Raw genomic sequence first — 17,819 nt, 5'->3', positions numbered from 1 at the left:
CCCACGCGGCCGCGCCCACGGCCACCCCCCGCTTTTGTTTTGCAGAGAGGGGAGAGGACGTGAGCAGTCCACGTTGCGATCCCCACCACGTGGCGACCAACGCCACCCACGCCGCAGCAACGGAAATCCCAGTCAGCGCCACCACGTCCCGACACCCACCCACGCAGGCGGCGAAAAAATTGCGGATAGGACCACAGCTTGCCCCTGTTCCGCCAAGGTAGTCTACCGTAGACGGGGCCGGTGCTCAACGGGGGCGTAAAGACGGGCCGCCGGATTCCTATTTGGAATCACCTAACCCACACGGGAGCCCCTTTTTCTTTGGATTCCAAAAACCGTTCTTTTTCCAGCAGGGAAAAAGAAACGGGTTTTGAACGTCTCTCCCGTCCTTTCACGTCACAGAAAGGCAAAGAAACGAGACGGAATACCACGCCGCAAGGCTCCCCCTCATCCGGCGGCAAGACTCCCGCAGTCGCCATTCGGTGACAGCTCCCTCAGAGAGGGAGCCAATGGAGGCGTCCGGGAAGACGCCCCCCACAAAGAGCACAAGGCCGCAGGCCATCGCCCCAGCCAAGAAAATTTTCCCCACCCTGTTGACATTTCCGCGGGAGTGCATATAATAACATATGAACAATAACTCATATGTTTCAGAAAAGGAGTGAGGCAGATGGAGGAGAGAGAGGAACTGGAGCAGTGCGAGACCGTCCAGGTCCACCGGGACATCGTGGAGAAGGTGGACGCCGAGATGCCCGACGAGGAGATCCTCTATGACCTGGCGGAGCTCTTCAAGCTCTTCGGGGACTCCACCCGCATCAAGATCCTGTATGTGCTCTTCGCGTCCGAGATGTGCGTGTGCGACATCGCCCAGCTGCTGGGCATGAGCCAGTCGGCCATTTCCCACCAGCTCCGGGCCCTGAAGCAGGCCAAGCTGGTGCGCTACCGCCGGGAGGGCAAGCAGGTCTTTTACTCCCTGGCCGACGGCCACGTCCGCACCATCCTGGGCCAGGGCATGGAACACGTGGGAGAGTAATCAAAATAATCAAATTATAGGTTAGGAGGACACCACCATGAAGAAAAAGTTCAAGCTGGAGGATCTGGACTGCGCCAACTGCGCCGCCAAGATGGAGGACGCCATTAAGAAGCTGGACGGCGTCAACGATGCGTCGGTGAGCTTTCTCACCCAGAAGCTGACCCTGGACGCCGACGACGAGCGGTTTGAGGAGATTCTGGACCAGGCAGTCAAAGTGTGCAGAAGGGTGGAGCCCGACTGCAAGATCCTGCGCTGAGGGGAAAAGAGGTCCCCGGCAGCGGTTTTGGAGGTGCATGGTGATGACCAACAAACAGAAAAAGACCCTGTGGCGGATCATCGCGGCGGCGGTGCTGCTGGTGTGGGCCATGTTCGGCCCCACCCTGTGGCTGCCGGCGGGCCTGCCCCTTGTGTCGGTGGGCCGGACGGCAACCGACGGTACGGCGGCCTTTGCCCTGGCCCTATGGGCCCGGTTCCTCATTCCCTATCTGGTCATCGGCTGGGACGTCCTGTGGCGTGCGGTGCGGAACATCGCCCACGGCCAGGTCTTTGACGAGAACTTCCTCATGGCCATTGCCACCGTGGGGGCCCTGTGGATCGGGGAGTATGCCGAGGCCGTCTTTGTCATGCTCTTCTACCAGGTGGGCGAGCTCTTCCAGAGCTACGCCGTGGGCAAGTCCCGGCAGTCCATTGCCGAACTCATGGAGATCCGCCCTGACTACGCCAACGTGGAGCGGGACGGCGCGGTGGAGCAGGTGGACCCCGACGAGGTGGAGGTGGGGGAGACCATCCTCATCAAGGCCGGGGAGCGGGTGCCGCTGGACGGCGTGGTGCTGGAGGGCCGGTCCGACCTGGACACCGCCGCCCTCACCGGCGAGTCCCTCCCCCGGGAGGTGGAGAGCGGGGACGACGTCATCTCCGGCTGCGTCAACCTCACCGGCCTCTTGAAGGTCCGGGTCACCAGGGCCTTTGAGGAGTCCACCGTCTCCAAGATCCTGGACCTGGTTGAGAACGCCGGCAGCAAAAAGGCCAAGGCCGAGAACTTCATCACCAAGTTCGCCCGGTACTATACCCCCGCCGTGGTCTTTGCCGCCGTGGCCCTGGCGGTGCTTCCGCCCCTCTTCGGCGCCGTGACCTGGAGCGAGAGCCTCCACCGGGCCCTCATCTTCCTGGTCATCTCCTGCCCCTGCGCCCTGGTGATCTCGGTGCCCCTGAGCTTCTTCGGCGGCATCGGCGGCGCGTCCAAGGCCGGCGTGCTGGTGAAGGGGGGCGCCTACCTGGAGGTGCTGGCCAGGACCCAGATCGTGGTCTTCGACAAGACGGGCACCCTCACCAAGGGAGTCTTCAATGTCACCGCCATCCACCCCGAGACCTGCGGAGAGGACCGGCTGCTGGAGTTGGCCGCCCTGGCCGAGAGCTGGTCGGAGCACCCCATCGCCCGCTCCCTCCGAGAGGCCTACGGCAAGGACATTGACTCCGGCCGGGTGGCCGACGTGGAGGAGCGCTCCGGTCGGGGTGTCCGGGCCGTGGTGGACGGCAAGGAGCTCTTCGTGGGCAACGACAAGCTCATGGACGACATCGGCGTATCCTGGCACCCCTGCCACCGGGTGGGCACCACCGTCCACGTGGCGTCGGAGGGGGAGTACCTGGGCCACATCGTCATCTCCGACGAGGTGAAGGAGGATGCCGCCCAGGCGGTGGCCGACCTGAAGGCCCTGGGTGTGGCCAAGACGGTGATGCTCACCGGCGACGCCAAGGCCGTGGGAGAGGCCGTGGCCGCCCAGTTGGGCCTGGACGAGGTCCACACCCAGCTCCTGCCCGCCGATAAGGTGGAGCGGGTGGAGGCCCTGCTGGAGCAGAAGACGGGGAAGGGCTGCCTGGCCTTCGTGGGGGACGGCATCAACGACGCCCCCGTCCTCTCACGGGCCGATATCGGCATCGCCATGGGGGGCCTGGGCTCCGACGCCGCCATCGAGGCCGCCGATGTGGTCCTCATGGACGACAAGCCCTCCAAAATCGCCGTGGCCATCCGCATCGCCAAAAAGACCCTGGTCATCGTCCGGCAGAACATTGTCTTCGCCCTGGGGGTGAAGGCCCTGGTGCTGGTGCTGGGCGCCCTGGGTGAGGCCAACATGTGGGAGGCCGTCTTCGCCGACGTGGGGGTGTCCGTCATCGCCATCCTCAACGCCATGCGGGCCATGAAGGGCGCAGGACAGCCCTGACCATTTTCAGGAAAAGACCGCCGTTTTTGGGACCGGCGGTCTTTTTTTGTGCCTTTTTCGACCCTTCCCCTTCCTTGACAGAACGGGTGGAAATGGGATAAACTTATTCTGAGATATTATCGTTTGAATGTGAGGGAGACCCATGCCAAAGAGCAGCGCGAAAAGCTACGGCAACGACTCCATCTCCTCCCTGAAGGGTGCCGACCGGGTCCGCAAGCGGCCCGGCGTCATTTTTGGCTCCGACGGGCTGGAGGGCTGCGAGCACGCCGTATTCGAGATCCTGTCCAACGCCATCGACGAGGCCCGGGAGGGCCACGGCGACCTCATCACGGTGACCCGGTACGCCGACCAGTCCATCGAGGTGGAGGACTTCGGCCGGGGCTGCCCGGTGGACTGGAACGAGAAGGAGGGCAAGTTCAACTGGGAGCTGGTCTTCTGCGAGCTCTACGCCGGCGGCAAGTACAACAACCTGGAGGGGGACAACTACGAGTACTCCCTGGGCCTCAACGGCCTGGGTACCTGCGCCACCCAGTACGCCAGCGAGTTCTTCGACGCCGTCATCCACCGGGACGGCCAGGAGTACACCCTCCACTTTGAAAAGGGCGAGAACATTGGAGGCCTTCAGAAGGCCCCCTATTCCGGCAAAAAGACCGGCTCCAAGTTCCGCTGGAAGCCCGACCTGGAGGTCTTTACCGACATCAACATCCCGGTGGAGTACTTTCTGGATGTCCTGAAGCGCCAGGCGGTGGTCAACGCCGGGGTCACCTTCCGGTTCCGCAACCAGGTGGGGAACAAGTTCGAGACCACCGACTTCAAGTACGAGCACGGCATCGAGGACTATGTCCGGGAGCTGGCCGGAGAGGACAGCCTCACCCAGCCGGTGTTCTGGCAGACCGAGCGGAAGGGCCGGGACCGGGCGGACAAGCCCGACTACAAGGTGAAGCTCTCCGTGTCCTTCTGCTTCTCCAACCGGGTCCAGGTCATCGAGCACTACCACAACTCCTCCTGGCTGGAGCACGGCGGCTCCCCGGAGAAGGCGGTGCGCTCCGCCTTCGTCTCGGCCATCGACGGCTACCTGAAAGCCCAGGGCAAGTACCAGAAGAGCGAGAGCAAGCTCACCTGGAACGACGTCCAGGACTGCCTGGTCTTCGTCTCCAACAACTTCTCCACCCAGACCTCCTACGAGAACCAGACCAAGAAGGCCATCAACAACAAGTTCGTCCAGGAGGCCATGACGGAGTTTTTGAAGAGCCAGCTGGAGGTCTACTTCATCGAAAACCCCTTCGATGCCCAGAAGATCGCCGAGCAGGTCCTCATCAACAAGCGCTCCCGGGAGAGCGCCGAAAAGGCCCGGCTGAACATCAAGAAAAAGCTCTCCGGCAACGTGGACATCTCCAACCGGGTGCAGAAGTTCGTGGACTGCCGGACCAAGGACACTGAGCGGCGGGAGCTCTACATCGTGGAGGGCGACTCCGCCATGGGGGCCGTCAAGCTCAGCCGGGACGCCGAGTTCCAGGGCATCATGCCGGTGCGGGGCAAGATCCTGAACTGCCTCAAGGCCGACTACGCCAAGATCTTCAAAAGCGAGATCATCACCGACCTCCTGAAGGTGCTGGGCTGCGGTGTGGAGGTCAAGGACAAGCACGCCAAGGACATGGCGGAGTTTGACCTCATGAACCTCAGGTGGAACAAGATCGTCATCTGCACCGATGCCGACGTGGACGGCTACCAGATCCGCACCCTCATCCTCACCATGCTCTACCGCCTGACCCCCACCCTGATCCAGCGGGGGTACGTCTATATCGCCGAGTCCCCCCTCTACGAGATCGGCTGTAAGGACAAGACCTGGTTTGCTTACAGTGAGAGCGAAAAGGCCGCCATCCTCAAGGAGCTGGAGGGGAAGAAGTACACCATCCAGCGCTCCAAGGGCCTGGGCGAGAACGAGCCCGACATGATGTGGCTCACCACCATGAGCCCGGCCACCCGCCGTCTCATCAAGGTCATGCCCGAGGACGTGGAGCGCACCGCCGCCGCCTTCGACCTGCTGCTGGGAGACAACCTCCAGGGGCGCAAGGACCACATCGCGGAAAACGGGTATAAATATCTGGAATTGGCCGATATTTCCTGACGTATTTTTTATGGTACCTGGCGGCATGGCGATGTGGTCCGCGAACGGATGTGAGCCGCCGCGTCAGCGGCGTCCAAGCGTTTTGCCCGGCGGGCAAAACCTTGCGGCGGGACCATTCATTTGTCCCGCCGAAGATGCTGTCCGGGTGCCCATCCGGCCCTGGCCGGATGGGAGGTATATCGCTGAAAACGGTTATAAATACCTGGAGCTGGCCGACATCTCCTAAATGACTGCCGCTCCGCCGGTCCCCACCCAAAACGGAACAAGGAAAAGGAGGTCCCCATGAAAAAGCTGATTTCCATTCTGCTGACCTTGGCGCTGACCCTGTCCCTGTCCGCACCCGCCCTGGCCGCTGCCCCGGAGGAGGTGACCCTGCCCACCATAGACGAAGCCCTGTCCATGGAGGATTCCGTGGTCATCCGGGACTCCGGCTATCCCATGGGCGCCTACGTGGCCGACAGGCTGGAGGCCCACCCCGAGGAGGCCGCCGCCATGGAGGCCAACCTGGACCAGTGGGCCGGCACCTCCTGGGGCTATGGCTCCGTGGCCGAGATGGCCGAGGCCTGGGGGGAATCGGAGGCTTACATCCGGGCTATGCTGTTGGAGGAGCAGGCCGGGACGGCCATGTACCTGGAGGAGCAGCAGGCGGCCCAGGCCGAGTACGCCGCCGCCCACCCCGGCTATCTGGACGGATTTGACCCCGACGCCTGGCTCCGGAGGGCCTATCCCGATTACAGGGACCCGGAGGAGGCCTTTATGGCCGACTACGGTCTGGCCGACCGGGCGGCCTTTGAGGCGTACATGAAGGAGGACTACACCAACCACCTCATCTGGATAGAGGAACTCCGAAGCGACATCGACGCCGCGCTAGCGGAGACCCCCACCGCCCTGGACGGCTTCGACGTGGGCGCCTACTTTGCCCAGGAGTACCCCTACTATGACAGCCAGGAGGCGTTCATGGCCGACTATGGCCTCCTGGACCGGGCCGAGTTCGAGACCTACCTCACCTGGGAGTATCTGTATTACTACGCCGCGCCGTCCGACCCCTGGACCTACGAGAGCAAGGAAAACCTGGGCGGTGTCCCCGGGGAGCTGGGGATCATGGTCAACGGCACCTACCTGACCTTTGAGGTTGACAAGCCCTACGCCGAAGACGGCGTCACCTACGTCCCCGCCGCCCAGCTGGGGGAGGCTCTGGGCCTGACCCTCACCGGCGACTACGTCCCCCTGCGGGAGACGGCCCAGGCCGCCGGCTGTGAGATCTGGTGGGACCAGGACTATGCCACCGCTGTGGTCATCGATCCCGCCGCCCTCACGGAGACCATCGACGGCGGCTTCACCGCCCTCAACGGCGTGCTGGCCAAAAGCATCCCGGCCTGGGAGCGCTGGGCGGAGACCGAGGACTGGACCGTCACCCTCACCATATTCGATACCCTCGATGGGGACCAGACCTACCCTATGACCCTGACTCAGGAGAGCCTTTACGGCCCGGAGAGCCTCCAGACCACCGGGAAATACGACCTGGCCGCCCTCATGACCCTGCTGGAGCGGATGGGGCTGCTGGACTACGTGGGCGAGGATGAGAGGCAGGTGGTCTCCGCCGTCCTCAGCGGGGACTATGAGCTGCGCTGGGATATGGAGAGCGGCGATATGGCCTTTACCGCCTCCTGCCTGCCCGATCTTCTCTCCATGCTGGGAACCCCCTATCCCAAGGACCTGTGGTTCACCCTGGACGGGGAGACCACGGCGGAGCTGACCGACCTCCTCTCCGGCCTCATGGACCGGGAGACCTCCGTCACCGTGGGGGCGCTGACCTGGGCCCTTACCCGGAGCACCACCTATGGAAGCCCTGTTTTCTACTGGCGTGACGCCATGGACTTTGCCGATGCCCTGGCCCTCTTCCTGGGGGACGACGCCCTGATCCGGGAGGGGGACGCCTGGGTGCTGCGGCTGGGCATGGACGACCTGGCCGCCCTGCTGGGCTACGGGGAGGATACCTACGACTACCTGGGCTTGGAGGACTTTACCCTGGAGTGCGCCTTCGGCGACGACGGCACCGTCACCGGCAGCCTGCTGTTCCTCACCCCCGATGGCAGCTGGTCCCCCGCCATGCGCATTGCCGCCCAGTGGGACTTTGACCTCACCGGCGGCACCGTGGAGGCCGAATTCCACCTCAAGAACCAGATGAAGCTGACCCTCACCGGCGCTTTCGCCCTGGAGGAGACCGGCGGAAAGCCGGAGACCGGGGTGCCCGATGGGGCCGCCGCTATGGCCCTGGAGGACCTGACCGGCTGGTGAGCCGCATCTGACCATATGTACAAAGGACTGATCACCATTGGCTAAGAAAAAGGCCCCCCAGGAGGGGGGCAAGCGGGTGGACGACTCCAATGTCCTGGGCCTTCACGCCGAGGTGCTGGAGCAGCCCATCACCCAGACCCTGGAGCTCAACTACATGCCCTACGCCATGAGCGTCATCGTCTCCCGGGCCATCCCGGAGATCGACGGCTTCAAGCCCTCCCACCGCAAGCTCCTCTACACCATGTACCAGATGAAGCTGCTGGGCGGGAACCGGACCAAGAGCGCCAACGTGGTGGGCGCCACCATGAAATTGAACCCCCACGGCGATGCCGCCATCTACGACACCATGGTCCGCCTGAGCCGGGGCTACGGCGCCCTCCTCCACCCCCTGGTGGACTCCAAGGGCAACTTCGGCAAGGTCTACTCCCGGGACATGGCCTGGGCCGCCCCCCGTTACACCGAGGTGCGCCTGGACCCCATCTGCGCCGAGTTTTTCCGGAACATCGACCAGGACGCGGTGGATTTCGTGCCCAACTACGACGGCACCATGGAAGAGCCTACCCTCCTGCCCACCACCTTCCCCAACGTGCTGGTGTCCTCCAATATGGGCATCGCCGTGGGCATGGCCTCCAACATCTGCGGCTTCAACCTCTCCGAGGTGTGCGACACCACCGCCGCCTACCTCAAAAACCCCAACTGCGACCTGATGGCCACCCTGAAGGCCCCCGACTTCCCCACCGGCGGCGAGCTCCTCTACGACGAGAAGGAGCTCAGCGCCATCTATGAGACGGGCCGGGGCTCCTTCAAGGTCCAGGCCAGGTGGCGGTACGTGAAGGAAGAAAACCTCATCGAGATCTACGAGATCCCCTACTCCACCACTGTGGAGGCCATCATGGACAAGGTCTCCGAGCTGGTGAAGGGCGGCAAGGTGAAGGAGATCTCCGATATGCGGGATGAGACCGACCTGAGCGGCCTCAAGCTCACCATGGACCTGAAGCGGGGCACCGACCCGGACAAGCTCATGGCCCGCCTCTTCCGCATGACCCCCCTGCGGGACTCCTTCTCCTGCAACTTCAACATCCTCATCGCCGGCATGCCCCGGGTCATGGGGGTGCGGCAGATCCTGGAGGAGTGGACGGCCTGGCGCATGGAGTCCATCCGCCGCCGGACCTATTTCGTCCTGGGCAAGCGCCGGGAGAAGCTCCACCTCCTCCAGGGCCTCCAGAAGATTTTGCTGGACATCGACAAGGCCATCAAAATCATCCGGGAGACCGAGGAGGACGCCGAGGTGGTGCCCAACCTGATGATCGGCTTCGGCATCGACGAGGTACAGGCCGAGTACGTGGCCGACATCAAGCTGCGCAACATCAACAAGGAGTATATCCTCAAGCGCACCCGGGAGACCGAGGACCTGGAAAAGGAGATCGCCGACCTCCAGGACCTGGTGGACAGCCCCGGCCGCATCAAAAAGACCATCGTGGCGGAGCTTGCCGCCGTAAAGAAGAAGTACGCCCTTCCCCGGAAGACCGGGCTCCTCTACGACCGGCCCGAGGAGGCTGACGACGGGGGAGAGGACGTGCCCGACTACCCGGTGAACGTCTTTCTCTCCAAGAAGGGCTATTTTAAGAAGATTACCCCCCAGTCCCTGCGCATGAGCTCGGAGCAGAAGTACAAGGAGGGGGACGGGGCCTACCTCCAGTGGGAGTGCACCAACCGGGACGAGCTGCTGGTCTTCACCGACCGCCAGCAGTGCTACAAGACCCGCATGAGCGACTTCGAGGACGCCAAGGCCAGCGTTCTGGGCGACTATCTGCCCACCAAGCTGGGCTTCGATGAGGGGGAGAGCTTCCTTTGGGCCTGCGTGCCCGGGGACTACTCCGGCAACCTCCTCTTCTTCTTTGAAAACGGCAAGGTGGCCCGGGTGGAGCTTGCCGGCTACCAGACCCAGACGAGGAGAAAGCGCCTCACCGGGGCATACTCTGATAAGAGCCCCCTGGTCCGGGGCTTCCTCCTCCGGGAGGACCTGGAGATGGCGGTATGGTCCACCGAGGGCCGCTGCCTCATCTTCCACACCGCGCTGCTCGCCCCCAAGACCACCCGCACCACCCAGGGCGTGGGCGTCATGACCCTCAAGCCCAAGTACAGGGTGGAGGGAGCCGCCCCCCTGGACCAGACCCCCATCCAGAACGCCGCCCGCTACCGGGCCCGGAGCCTGCCGGTGGCCGGCGCCCTCCTGAAGGAGGAGGACCGGGGCGAGGAGCAGATGAGCCTGCTGTGATGGAAGATCCCAACTCCCTCTGGAGGTAGTTATGAAAAAGACCCTGCGCAAGACCCTGCTGGCCTATGTGTGGATCACCCTGGCGTCGGCGATCTACGCCGTGGGCTTCAACTGGTGCTACGAGCCCAACCAGATCGGCTTCGGCGGCATCACCGGCGTGGCCCAGATCATCAACGCCTTCCTGCCCTGGGCCCCCATCGGCACCGTGGTCATCATCCTCAACGCCCCCCTCTTCCTGCTGGGGTGGCGGCTGCTGGGGGGCCACCTGCTCCTCTCCTCCCTCTACGCCATGTTCGTCTCCTCCCTGGCCATCGACGTGCTCCACGCCCTCTATACCTTCCAGCCTATGGACCCCATGCTGGCCACCATCTACGGCGGCGTGCTCATGGGGGGCTCCCTGGGCATCGTCTTCCTCCAGGGCGCCACCACCGGCGGCACCGACCTCATCGCCCGGCTGCTGAAGCTGAAGCTGGCCTGGCTGCCCATGGGCAAGCTCCTCATGGCCATCGACCTGGTGGTCATCGTGGCGGTGGCCCTGGCCTTCGGCAACGTGTACAGCGCCCTCTACGGCCTGGTGGCCCTCTTCCTCTCCTCCAAGGTGATGGACGTGGTCCTCTACGGCCTGGACACCGCCAAGGTGGCCTATATCATCAGCCAGGACCCCCAGGCCATCGCTCAGAAGCTCATCCGGGACCTGGACCGGGGGGTCACCATCCTCCAGGGCCGGGGCGCCTGGTCGGGAGAGGACAAGGAGGTGCTCATGTGCGCCTTCAAGCAGCGGCAGATCGTGGCCATGAAGCGCATGGTCAAGGAGGTGGACCCCGCCGCCTTCCTCATCGTCTGCGACGCCCACGACGTCATGGGCGAGGGGTTTCGGGAATATCAGCAAAACGACTTGTGATGTGAAAGAAGGGTGTCTTATGGCAGATCTCGAAAAGTTGCAGAAGAGCCTGGAGGCGGAGGGCTTTGCCGTCTCCCGCTTCGACACGGCGGCCCAGGCCGCCGATTACTTAGACGCCGCCCTGGACGGCAAGACCATCGGCATCGGCGGCTCCGTCACCGTCCAGGAGATGGGGCTGGGGGAGCGGCTGGCCAAGCACAACACCGTCCTCTGGCACTGGGGCGGGAGCACCCTCCAGGAGGCCGCCGGGGCCCAGGTCTACCTCACCTCGGTGAACGGCGCCGCCGAGACCGGGGAGCTCATCAACATCGACGGCACCGGCAACCGGGTGGCCTCGGGGCTCTTCGGCCACGAGAAGGTGTACTTCATCGTGGGCCGGAACAAGGTGGCCCCTGACTACGACGCCGCCCTCTGGCGGGCCCGGAACATCGCCGCCCCCAAGAGCGCCCAGCGCCTGAACCGCAAGACCCCCTGCGCCGCCAAGGGCGACCGCTGTTACGACTGCAAGAGCCCCGAGCGCATCTGCCGGGCCCTGGTGGTGTACTGGGAGAAGCCCACCAGCATGGACATGGAAGTGGTGCTGGTGGATGAGGACCTGGGCTATTAAGGGGCGCTTCGCCGCCCTGGGACTCACGGCCCTGGTGCTCCTCAGCGGCTGCTCGGCCATGCTGGAGCGGGAGTACCAGTCGGTGGAGCCCCACGTCCGGCTCAGCGTGGCCGAGGACGACTCCAACGCCGTGTGGGCGGAGACCTACTCCGAGCTCCAGAGCGCCATTCTGGCCCAGGTGAAGGCCGGCCAGGAGGAGGGCGTCATCCGCCTGCGGAACTGGAAGGGAGACGTGGAGGAGCAGCTCACCCGGGCCTGCGACGAGATCAGCCACTCCGACCCCCTGGGGGCCTACGCCGTGGACCGCATCCAGCACAGCTTTGCCCGCATGGTCTCCTACTACGAGGCAACCATCACCATCGACTACCGGCGCTCGGCGGAGCAGATCGCCGCCGTCACCACCGTCACCGGCAGCGGCGCCATCCGGGCCGAGCTGCTGGACGCCCTGGACGGCTTCGTCCCCGAGACGGTCTTTCAGATCAACTACTTCGACGAGACCCAGGACGCCGACTATATCCGTGACCTCATCCGGGAGGCCTACTACGATCTGCCCGCCGCCGCCCTGGGCATGCCGGAGGCCCAGGTGAACCTGTACCCCGATGAGGGGAGCCGGCGGGTGGTGGAGGTCCTCCTCACCTATCCCGAGGACGCCAGGACCCTCCAGGGCAAGCGGGTGCAGCTGGAGGACGCCGCCACCGACCTGGTGGAGCCCTACCGCACCGGCCTTGCCGACCGGGTGTTGGCCTCGGTGCTCTTCAGCGCCCTGGGGGAGCGCGCCAGAGCCGACGAGGCGGCGGGGGCTACCGCCTACCACGCTCTGGTGGAGGGAGCTGCCGACAGCGAGGGCATGGCCCTGGCCTATAAGGAGCTGTGCGACCTCACGGAGCTGCCCTGTCAGGTGGTGGAGGGGGATCTGGGCGGAGTACATCACTTCTGGACCATCGTCACCCTGGGGGAGGGGAGCTTCCATGTGGACCCCTCCCGGGAGGAGGGCATCCTCCTCACCGATGCCCAGATGGCCCAGGCGGGCTATACCTGGCCGGAGGGGGAATACCCCGTCTGCGGCGAGGCGGCCATCCCCACAGAAGAAAATGCGGAAAATTGAAAAAAACTATTGACAGAAGCGGCAGGTGTGGCTATAATATCATTTGTCGCTTGCAGGTGTAGCTCATCTGGTAGAGCGCCACCTTGCCAAGGTGGAGGTAGCGAGTTCGAGCCTCGTCACCTGCTCCAGCAAAAAACGGACTGCTTATGCAGTCCGTTTTTTTCATATCAAGACCACTGTCCTTTGGCGAGAACGCGCTGCCTCCACCACAAAAATGCGGTGTAGCCGCATTTTTTGCAATCCGGAGGTGCGGGGTCCCCGCAAAAGCGGCGCTTTTGTAGGGCGCGGCTTCCCAAATGCGCCCTCATGCCGACCTGAAACTTTTTCTCCCCCGTGAAAACTTTCCGCCCGCCCCTCCGTCTAACATACAGAAAGACAGAAAAGGAGGGGAGACGCATGGGCTATCAGCCGAAACGCTGCCAACGGAAGGTGCGGACCGCCCCAGCGCTGCGCCTGCCCGCCGCCGTGCTGCTCCTGGCGCTGCTGCTGGCCGGAAGCTGGTCGGTGCTCTCCGCCCATGTGAGCGCCCGTCACGATACAGATGACCTGCCCCGGCAGAAGGTGGAGCGGCAGGAGACCGCCGTGGAGACCGTGGCCCCCACAGTGACCGCTCCCGTGCCCGTGACGCCTTCCACGGCAGAGACTGCCGCTGTCCCGGCGGAAACGGACGCCGCCCAGGGCTATGACTATACCGCCCCTGTGCCCGAGAGGGAGCGGGTGGAAAACGACTGGTTCGAGGATGCCGCCTTTTTGGGGGATTCCCTCACCGACGGCCTGCTGCTGTACAGTGACATCCGGGGGCCGGCCAACCTCTCCTACAAGGGTCTCACCGTCCAGTCCGTCCGCACCGACAAGGTGATCCGGCTGAACGGTCAGAAGTACACCCCTCTGGAGGCCCTGGGGAAGCGATCCTACGGCAAGGTCTACATCCTGCTGGGCATCAATGAGCTGGGCTGGTACAACGACCAGCGGTTCTACAACTGCTATGCCCAGCTCATCGATCTGGTCCGGGCGGCCCAGCCGGACGCCCAGATCTATCTCCAGACCCTGCTGCCGGTGACGGCGGAGAAGTCGGAGAGCCATGAGTGGCTGAAAAATGAGAAGATCGCCGTCTACAACGACCTCATCGCCCAGCTGGCCGGGGAGAAGGGGGTCTACCTGGTGGACGCCCACGCCGCCCTGGCCGACGAAAACGACGCCCTGCCGGCGGATGAGAGCGTGGACGGGGTCCACCTTACCAAGGCCGGCTATCAGCGCTGGGCCGACTACCTCCGGACCCATACCGCGGCGTCGGAGACCTCATAACGGAAGGAAGCTGCCATCCCCTTGAGACAGAACGTCCCGGACAACCGCCAATTGCTGGTGGAGCATATTCTCAACGGACAGACGGATTTTTACCGCCTGGCGATGAGTTATGTCAAAAACCGGGATGCGGCCATGGATGTGGTCCAGGAGGCCATCGTGAAGGCCCTCAGCAAGGTGGACAGCGTCCGGGAGCCGGCCTATCTCAAGACCTGGTTCTACCGCATCCTCATCAACGAGGCCATGAACCACTTCCGGCGGAATCGCAACCTGGTGTCCCTGGAGGACGTGATGGTGGACCGGGCGGAGGAGCCCCGGGACCCGGGGGAGCGGCTGGACCTCTATGACGCCATCGACCGGCTGTCCTTCCCGGAACAGACCGTCATCAAGCTGCGTTACTTTGAGGACATGAAGCTGGAGGAGATCGCCCAGGCTACCGGGGCCAACCTGAACACGGTGAAGTCCCGGCTCTACAAGGCCATCCGAAAGCTCAAGGACATGACTGGAGAGGAGATCGACTATGCACCCTGAAATGGAACGGGCCAGGGCCCGCTATCGGGCTCAGGAGACGCCGGAGGAACTCTCCTTTATGGTGCGCGCCGCCATCCGGGAGGGGGACCGGCAGCGGAAGCACCGTCGGACCCTGCGCCGGAGCCTGGCCACCGCCCTGGCCAGCTGCGCCTGCTTCGTGCTGCTGGTCAACGGCAGCCCCAGCTTTGCACAGGCGGTGTACGAGGTGCCGGTGCTGGGCAGCCTGGCCAGAATCGTCACTGTCACCGAGTACACCGTCAACGACGACGACCGGGTCATCGATGTACGGCTCCCGGCCCTGGAGCACACCGGCCACACCGAGCTGGAGCAGAAGATCAATCAGGAGATCTCCGCCCGCATCCAGTCCGTCATCGCCGAGGCTGAGGAGCGGGCGCGGGAGGCCAAGGAGGCCTATGTGGCCACCGACGGCGACCCCAAGGACTATATGCCGGTCATCATCGACGTGGACTACGAGGTCAAGTGTCAGACCGACCAGTACCTCTCCTTCGTGGTGGAGAAGACCGAGACCCGGGCCAGCGCCTACACCGAGTTCTACACCTACAACATCGACCTGGAGACGGGCAAGGAGCTCAGCCTCCGGGACCTGCTGGGACCCAACTGGATGGAGATCGTCAACACCCAGGTGGCCCAGCAGATCGAGGAGCGGTCCCAGGACCCGGACAACATCTACTGGACCGCCGAGCAGGGCGGCTTCCAGGGCATTGAGGAGGACCAACCCTTCTACCTCAATGAAGATGGGCTCCCCGTGGTGGTCTTTGAGAAGTACGAGCTGGGCCCTGGTTCCATGGGCAATCAGGAGTTCGTCATCCAATCTGGTGATTGATCCAATATTTCTGCCTCCAAGCCGGACGGGCGGATACGGTTCTTCCATATCCGCCCGTCCGGCTTTTTCGACGGCAAATGAGGGAAAGGGTAAAAATGAGAAATTCTTAGTTTCATTTTGAATGGATGCAATCCCCAGGCCAAAATTCATTATTTTATACAAATATATTTTTTATAATACAGGTAAAAATGATTGATTTTCACAATACAAAGTGGTAGCCTTTAAGTGTAAGGCCCGGTGTTACCGGAAACCCAGATCTGAGTAAGCTTGTGAAAGGAGCAGGGTAAAAATGGAACTGAAGAAGCTGATCTACACCGTGGAAGACGGCATCGCGGTTATCACCATGGACTACCTGAAGAACCTCAACGCCATTGATGAGCAGATGGCGGACGAGCTCCAGTATGTGGTGGACGCGGCGGAGCAGGACCCGGCGGTGCGGGTGGTCGTACTCAAGGGCAGCAGGAAGGCCTTCTCCGCAGGCGGGGACATCGGCTACTTCTATCAGCTGATCCAGGCCGGCGGCGAGGTCAACATGGACGGGCTCATCAGCAAGGTGGGCGGCGTGGCCGACGGCATCAAGCGCATGAGCAAGATGGTCATCACCTCGGTGTGCGGTGCGGCGGCGGGGGCCGGTGTGAGCCTGGCCCTGGCCGGCGACTTCATGATCTGCGCCGATAACGCGAAATTCATCCTGGCCTTTGTGAATCTGGGCCTGGTGCCCGACACCGGCGCCACTTATCTGCTGGCCAAGAGTATCGGGACCGCCCGCACCATGGAGCTGGCGGCCACCGGGCGGCCCGTGGACGCCCAGGAGGCCAAGGCGCTGGGCCTGGCCTACAAGGTGACCACCGTGGATGAGCTGGACGAGGTGACTATGGCCTTTGCGAAAAAGCTGGCCGCGGGGCCCCTTGTCTCGTATAAAAATATCAAAAAGCAGCTCTACGCCGCCAGTTACAGCGACTACAAGCAGTGGCTGGCCGAGACGGAGGTGCCCACCCAGCGGGAGTGCGCCGCCTCCATGGACTTCCAGGAGGGCTGCAAGGCCTTTATGGAGAAGCGCAAGGCCCAGTTCCAGGGGAAATGATATACAGGCGAATCACGCCGAACACCCGTAAGGAAAGGTGGCAAGGGATTTGAAATCAAAGATCGTGACCCGCGAAGAGGCCGTGGCCGGTATCCATGACGGCCAGGTCATCATGTTCGGAGACTGGCACGGAGAATTCTCCGCCGAGGAGCTCATCACTGAGGTGCTGAAGAAGGGCGTCAAGGACATCGACGCCATCGCCGTGTCCGGCGGCATGCCGGACCAGGGGCTCGGCCGGCTCATCCACGAGCACCGGGTCAGAAGCCTCATCACCACCCACATCGGCCTCAACCCGGAGGCCCGGGACCAGATGTTCGCCGGGGAGCTGGACATTGAGTTCGTGCCCCAGGGCACCTTTGCCGAGCGCATCCGCTGTGGCGGCGCCGGTCTGGGCGGCTGTCTCACCCCCACCGGCATCGGCACCGATGTGGAAAAGGGCAAGCAGAAGCTGACCATCAACGGCAAGGAGTACCTGCTGGAGCTGCCCCTCCATGCCGACGTGGCCCTCATCAAGGCCACCAAGGCGGACCGTGCGGGCAACCTGAATTTCCGGCTCATCAGCCGGGCCACCAACAGCTATATGGCCCTGGCGGCCGATCTGGTCATCGCCGAGGTGGAGGAGCTGGTGGAGGTGGGCGAGCTGGGCCCCGATGATATCGATGTGCCCGCGCCCATTGTGGACATGGTGTATGTGCGGACGGGAGAGAAGAAGCCCTTCTGTCCCATGTGGCAGCGGGCGAAGGCCAAGGCAGAGGCCAAGGCCCGGGAAGCGGCGGAAGGAGGCAGCAAGTAATGGGAGCTCTGACCGGACGGGCGTTGATCGCGTCTCGCTGCGCGAAGTTTTTCAAAGACGGTGATTTTGTCAATCTGGGCATCGGACTGCCCCTGATGTGCGTCAACTACCTGCCGGAGGGGGTCAACCTCTGGCTGGAGGCCGAGATTGGAATCGTGGGCTGCGGCAGCTCTCCCTCCTGGGACGACGCCGACCCCGACCTCATCGACGCCGGCGGCCAGCCGGCCTCGGTCATCCCCGGCGGCAGCGTCTGTGACCACGCCACCTCCTTTGCCTACATCCGGGGCGGCCACATCGACGCGGCGGTGCTGGGCACCCTCCAGGTGGACCAGCAGGGCAACATCGCCAACTGGACCATCCCGGGCAAGCTGGTGCCCGGCATGGGCGGCGCCATGGATCTGTGCGCCGGCGTGAAGAAGATCGTGGTGGCTACCGACCACTGCGAGAAGAGCGGAGAGTCCAAGATCCTCAAGCAGTGCACCCTGCCCCTGACCGGCGCCCGGTGTGTCACCGATATTGTCACCGAGCGGTGCTACTTTGAGGTGACCCCGGAAGGGCTGGTACTCCGGGAGCTGGCCCCCGGCTACACTGTGGAGGACATCAAGGCCTGTACCGAGGCCGACTTCCTGGTGCCCGACGAGATCGGCGTCATGGAGTGATTACCTCGGCGGGCGGCCATCAAAAACAAAAAACGGAGCGCCA

At 63.5% G+C, this 17,819-nt stretch carries 15 protein-coding genes and 1 tRNA gene; all 16 read left to right on the top strand.

What is annotated here, in order from left to right:
- The first annotated feature begins 664 nt into the window (after window positions 1-664).
- The 16 genes from ACTNBK_RS04730 to ACTNBK_RS04655 all read left to right on the top strand — a co-directional run bounded on the left by ACTNBK_RS04730 (window position 665) and on the right by ACTNBK_RS04655 (window position 17,776).
- Window positions 665-1,027, top strand: a complete 363-nt coding sequence (locus ACTNBK_RS04730; protein ID WP_441144066.1) for an ArsR/SmtB family transcription factor — start codon at window positions 665-667, stop codon at window positions 1,025-1,027.
- A 37-nt stretch (window positions 1,028-1,064) separates the two neighbouring features.
- On the top strand, window positions 1,065-1,283 hold the full coding sequence (locus ACTNBK_RS04725; RefSeq protein WP_294514156.1) for a cation transporter: 219 nt from the start codon (window positions 1,065-1,067) through the stop codon (window positions 1,281-1,283).
- A gap of 43 nt (window positions 1,284-1,326) precedes the next feature.
- Window positions 1,327-3,246 (top strand): heavy metal translocating P-type ATPase, encoded by a 1,920-nt coding sequence (locus ACTNBK_RS04720; RefSeq protein WP_441144064.1) that lies wholly within the window; start codon window positions 1,327-1,329, stop codon window positions 3,244-3,246.
- A gap of 142 nt (window positions 3,247-3,388) precedes the next feature.
- The gene (locus ACTNBK_RS04715; protein WP_441144062.1) at window positions 3,389-5,374 is read left to right on the top strand and encodes a DNA gyrase/topoisomerase IV subunit B; all 1,986 of its coding nucleotides are present in this window, start codon (window positions 3,389-3,391) and stop codon (window positions 5,372-5,374) included.
- A 282-nt stretch (window positions 5,375-5,656) separates the two neighbouring features.
- Window positions 5,657-7,672 carry a hypothetical protein gene (locus ACTNBK_RS04710; RefSeq protein WP_441144060.1) on the top strand — a complete coding sequence of 672 codons (2,016 nt, stop codon included), beginning with the start codon at window positions 5,657-5,659 and terminating at the stop codon, window positions 7,670-7,672.
- A 37-nt stretch (window positions 7,673-7,709) separates the two neighbouring features.
- Window positions 7,710-9,950, top strand: a complete 2,241-nt coding sequence (locus ACTNBK_RS04705) for a DNA gyrase subunit A (RefSeq protein WP_441144058.1) — start codon at window positions 7,710-7,712, stop codon at window positions 9,948-9,950.
- Window positions 9,951-9,981: 31 nt separating this feature from the next.
- Window positions 9,982-10,851 (top strand): YitT family protein, encoded by an 870-nt coding sequence (locus ACTNBK_RS04700; protein WP_441144056.1) that lies wholly within the window; start codon window positions 9,982-9,984, stop codon window positions 10,849-10,851.
- Window positions 10,852-10,870: 19 nt separating this feature from the next.
- Window positions 10,871-11,458 carry a lactate utilization protein gene (locus tag ACTNBK_RS04695; protein ID WP_441144054.1) on the top strand — a complete coding sequence of 196 codons (588 nt, stop codon included), beginning with the start codon at window positions 10,871-10,873 and terminating at the stop codon, window positions 11,456-11,458.
- Entirely contained in the window at window positions 11,439-12,563 is a 1,125-nt protein-coding gene (locus ACTNBK_RS04690) for a hypothetical protein (RefSeq protein WP_441144052.1), read from the top strand. Before ACTNBK_RS04695 ends, ACTNBK_RS04690 begins: the two co-directional genes overlap by 20 nt.
- A 52-nt stretch (window positions 12,564-12,615) precedes the next feature.
- Window positions 12,616-12,691: transfer RNA gene (locus ACTNBK_RS04685), tRNA-Gly, on the top strand.
- A gap of 268 nt (window positions 12,692-12,959) precedes the next feature.
- Window positions 12,960-13,868 carry a GDSL-type esterase/lipase family protein gene (locus ACTNBK_RS04680; RefSeq protein ID WP_441144050.1) on the top strand — a complete coding sequence of 303 codons (909 nt, stop codon included), beginning with the start codon at window positions 12,960-12,962 and terminating at the stop codon, window positions 13,866-13,868.
- Between the two features lie 21 nt (window positions 13,869-13,889).
- Window positions 13,890-14,396 carry an RNA polymerase sigma factor gene (locus ACTNBK_RS04675; protein ID WP_441144049.1) on the top strand — a complete coding sequence of 169 codons (507 nt, stop codon included), beginning with the start codon at window positions 13,890-13,892 and terminating at the stop codon, window positions 14,394-14,396.
- A complete protein-coding gene (locus tag ACTNBK_RS04670; protein ID WP_441144048.1) occupies window positions 14,386-15,240 on the top strand; it encodes a DUF3298 domain-containing protein in 855 nt (284 codons plus the stop codon). The genes ACTNBK_RS04675 and ACTNBK_RS04670 overlap by 11 nt, the downstream gene beginning before the upstream one ends.
- 289 nt (window positions 15,241-15,529) lie before the next feature.
- Window positions 15,530-16,324, top strand: coding sequence for an enoyl-CoA hydratase/isomerase family protein (locus ACTNBK_RS04665; protein WP_441144047.1), 795 nt, complete (start codon window positions 15,530-15,532; stop codon window positions 16,322-16,324).
- A 49-nt stretch (window positions 16,325-16,373) separates the two neighbouring features.
- The gene (locus ACTNBK_RS04660; protein ID WP_294515832.1) at window positions 16,374-17,117 is read left to right on the top strand and encodes a CoA transferase subunit A; all 744 of its coding nucleotides are present in this window, start codon (window positions 16,374-16,376) and stop codon (window positions 17,115-17,117) included.
- Window positions 17,117-17,776, top strand: coding sequence for a CoA transferase subunit B (locus tag ACTNBK_RS04655; RefSeq protein WP_441144045.1), 660 nt, complete (start codon window positions 17,117-17,119; stop codon window positions 17,774-17,776). The genes ACTNBK_RS04660 and ACTNBK_RS04655 overlap by 1 nt, the downstream gene beginning before the upstream one ends.
- Window positions 17,777-17,819 lie beyond the last annotated feature (43 nt).

It is taken from the genome of Intestinimonas sp. HCP28S3_D6 (genome assembly GCF_052065695.1).
In the GTDB taxonomy this organism is placed as follows: Bacteria; Bacillota; Clostridia; order Oscillospirales; family Oscillospiraceae; genus Intestinimonas.
Note: the sequence above shows the minus strand (reverse complement) of the source record. Positions and strands in the feature narration are given on the sequence as shown.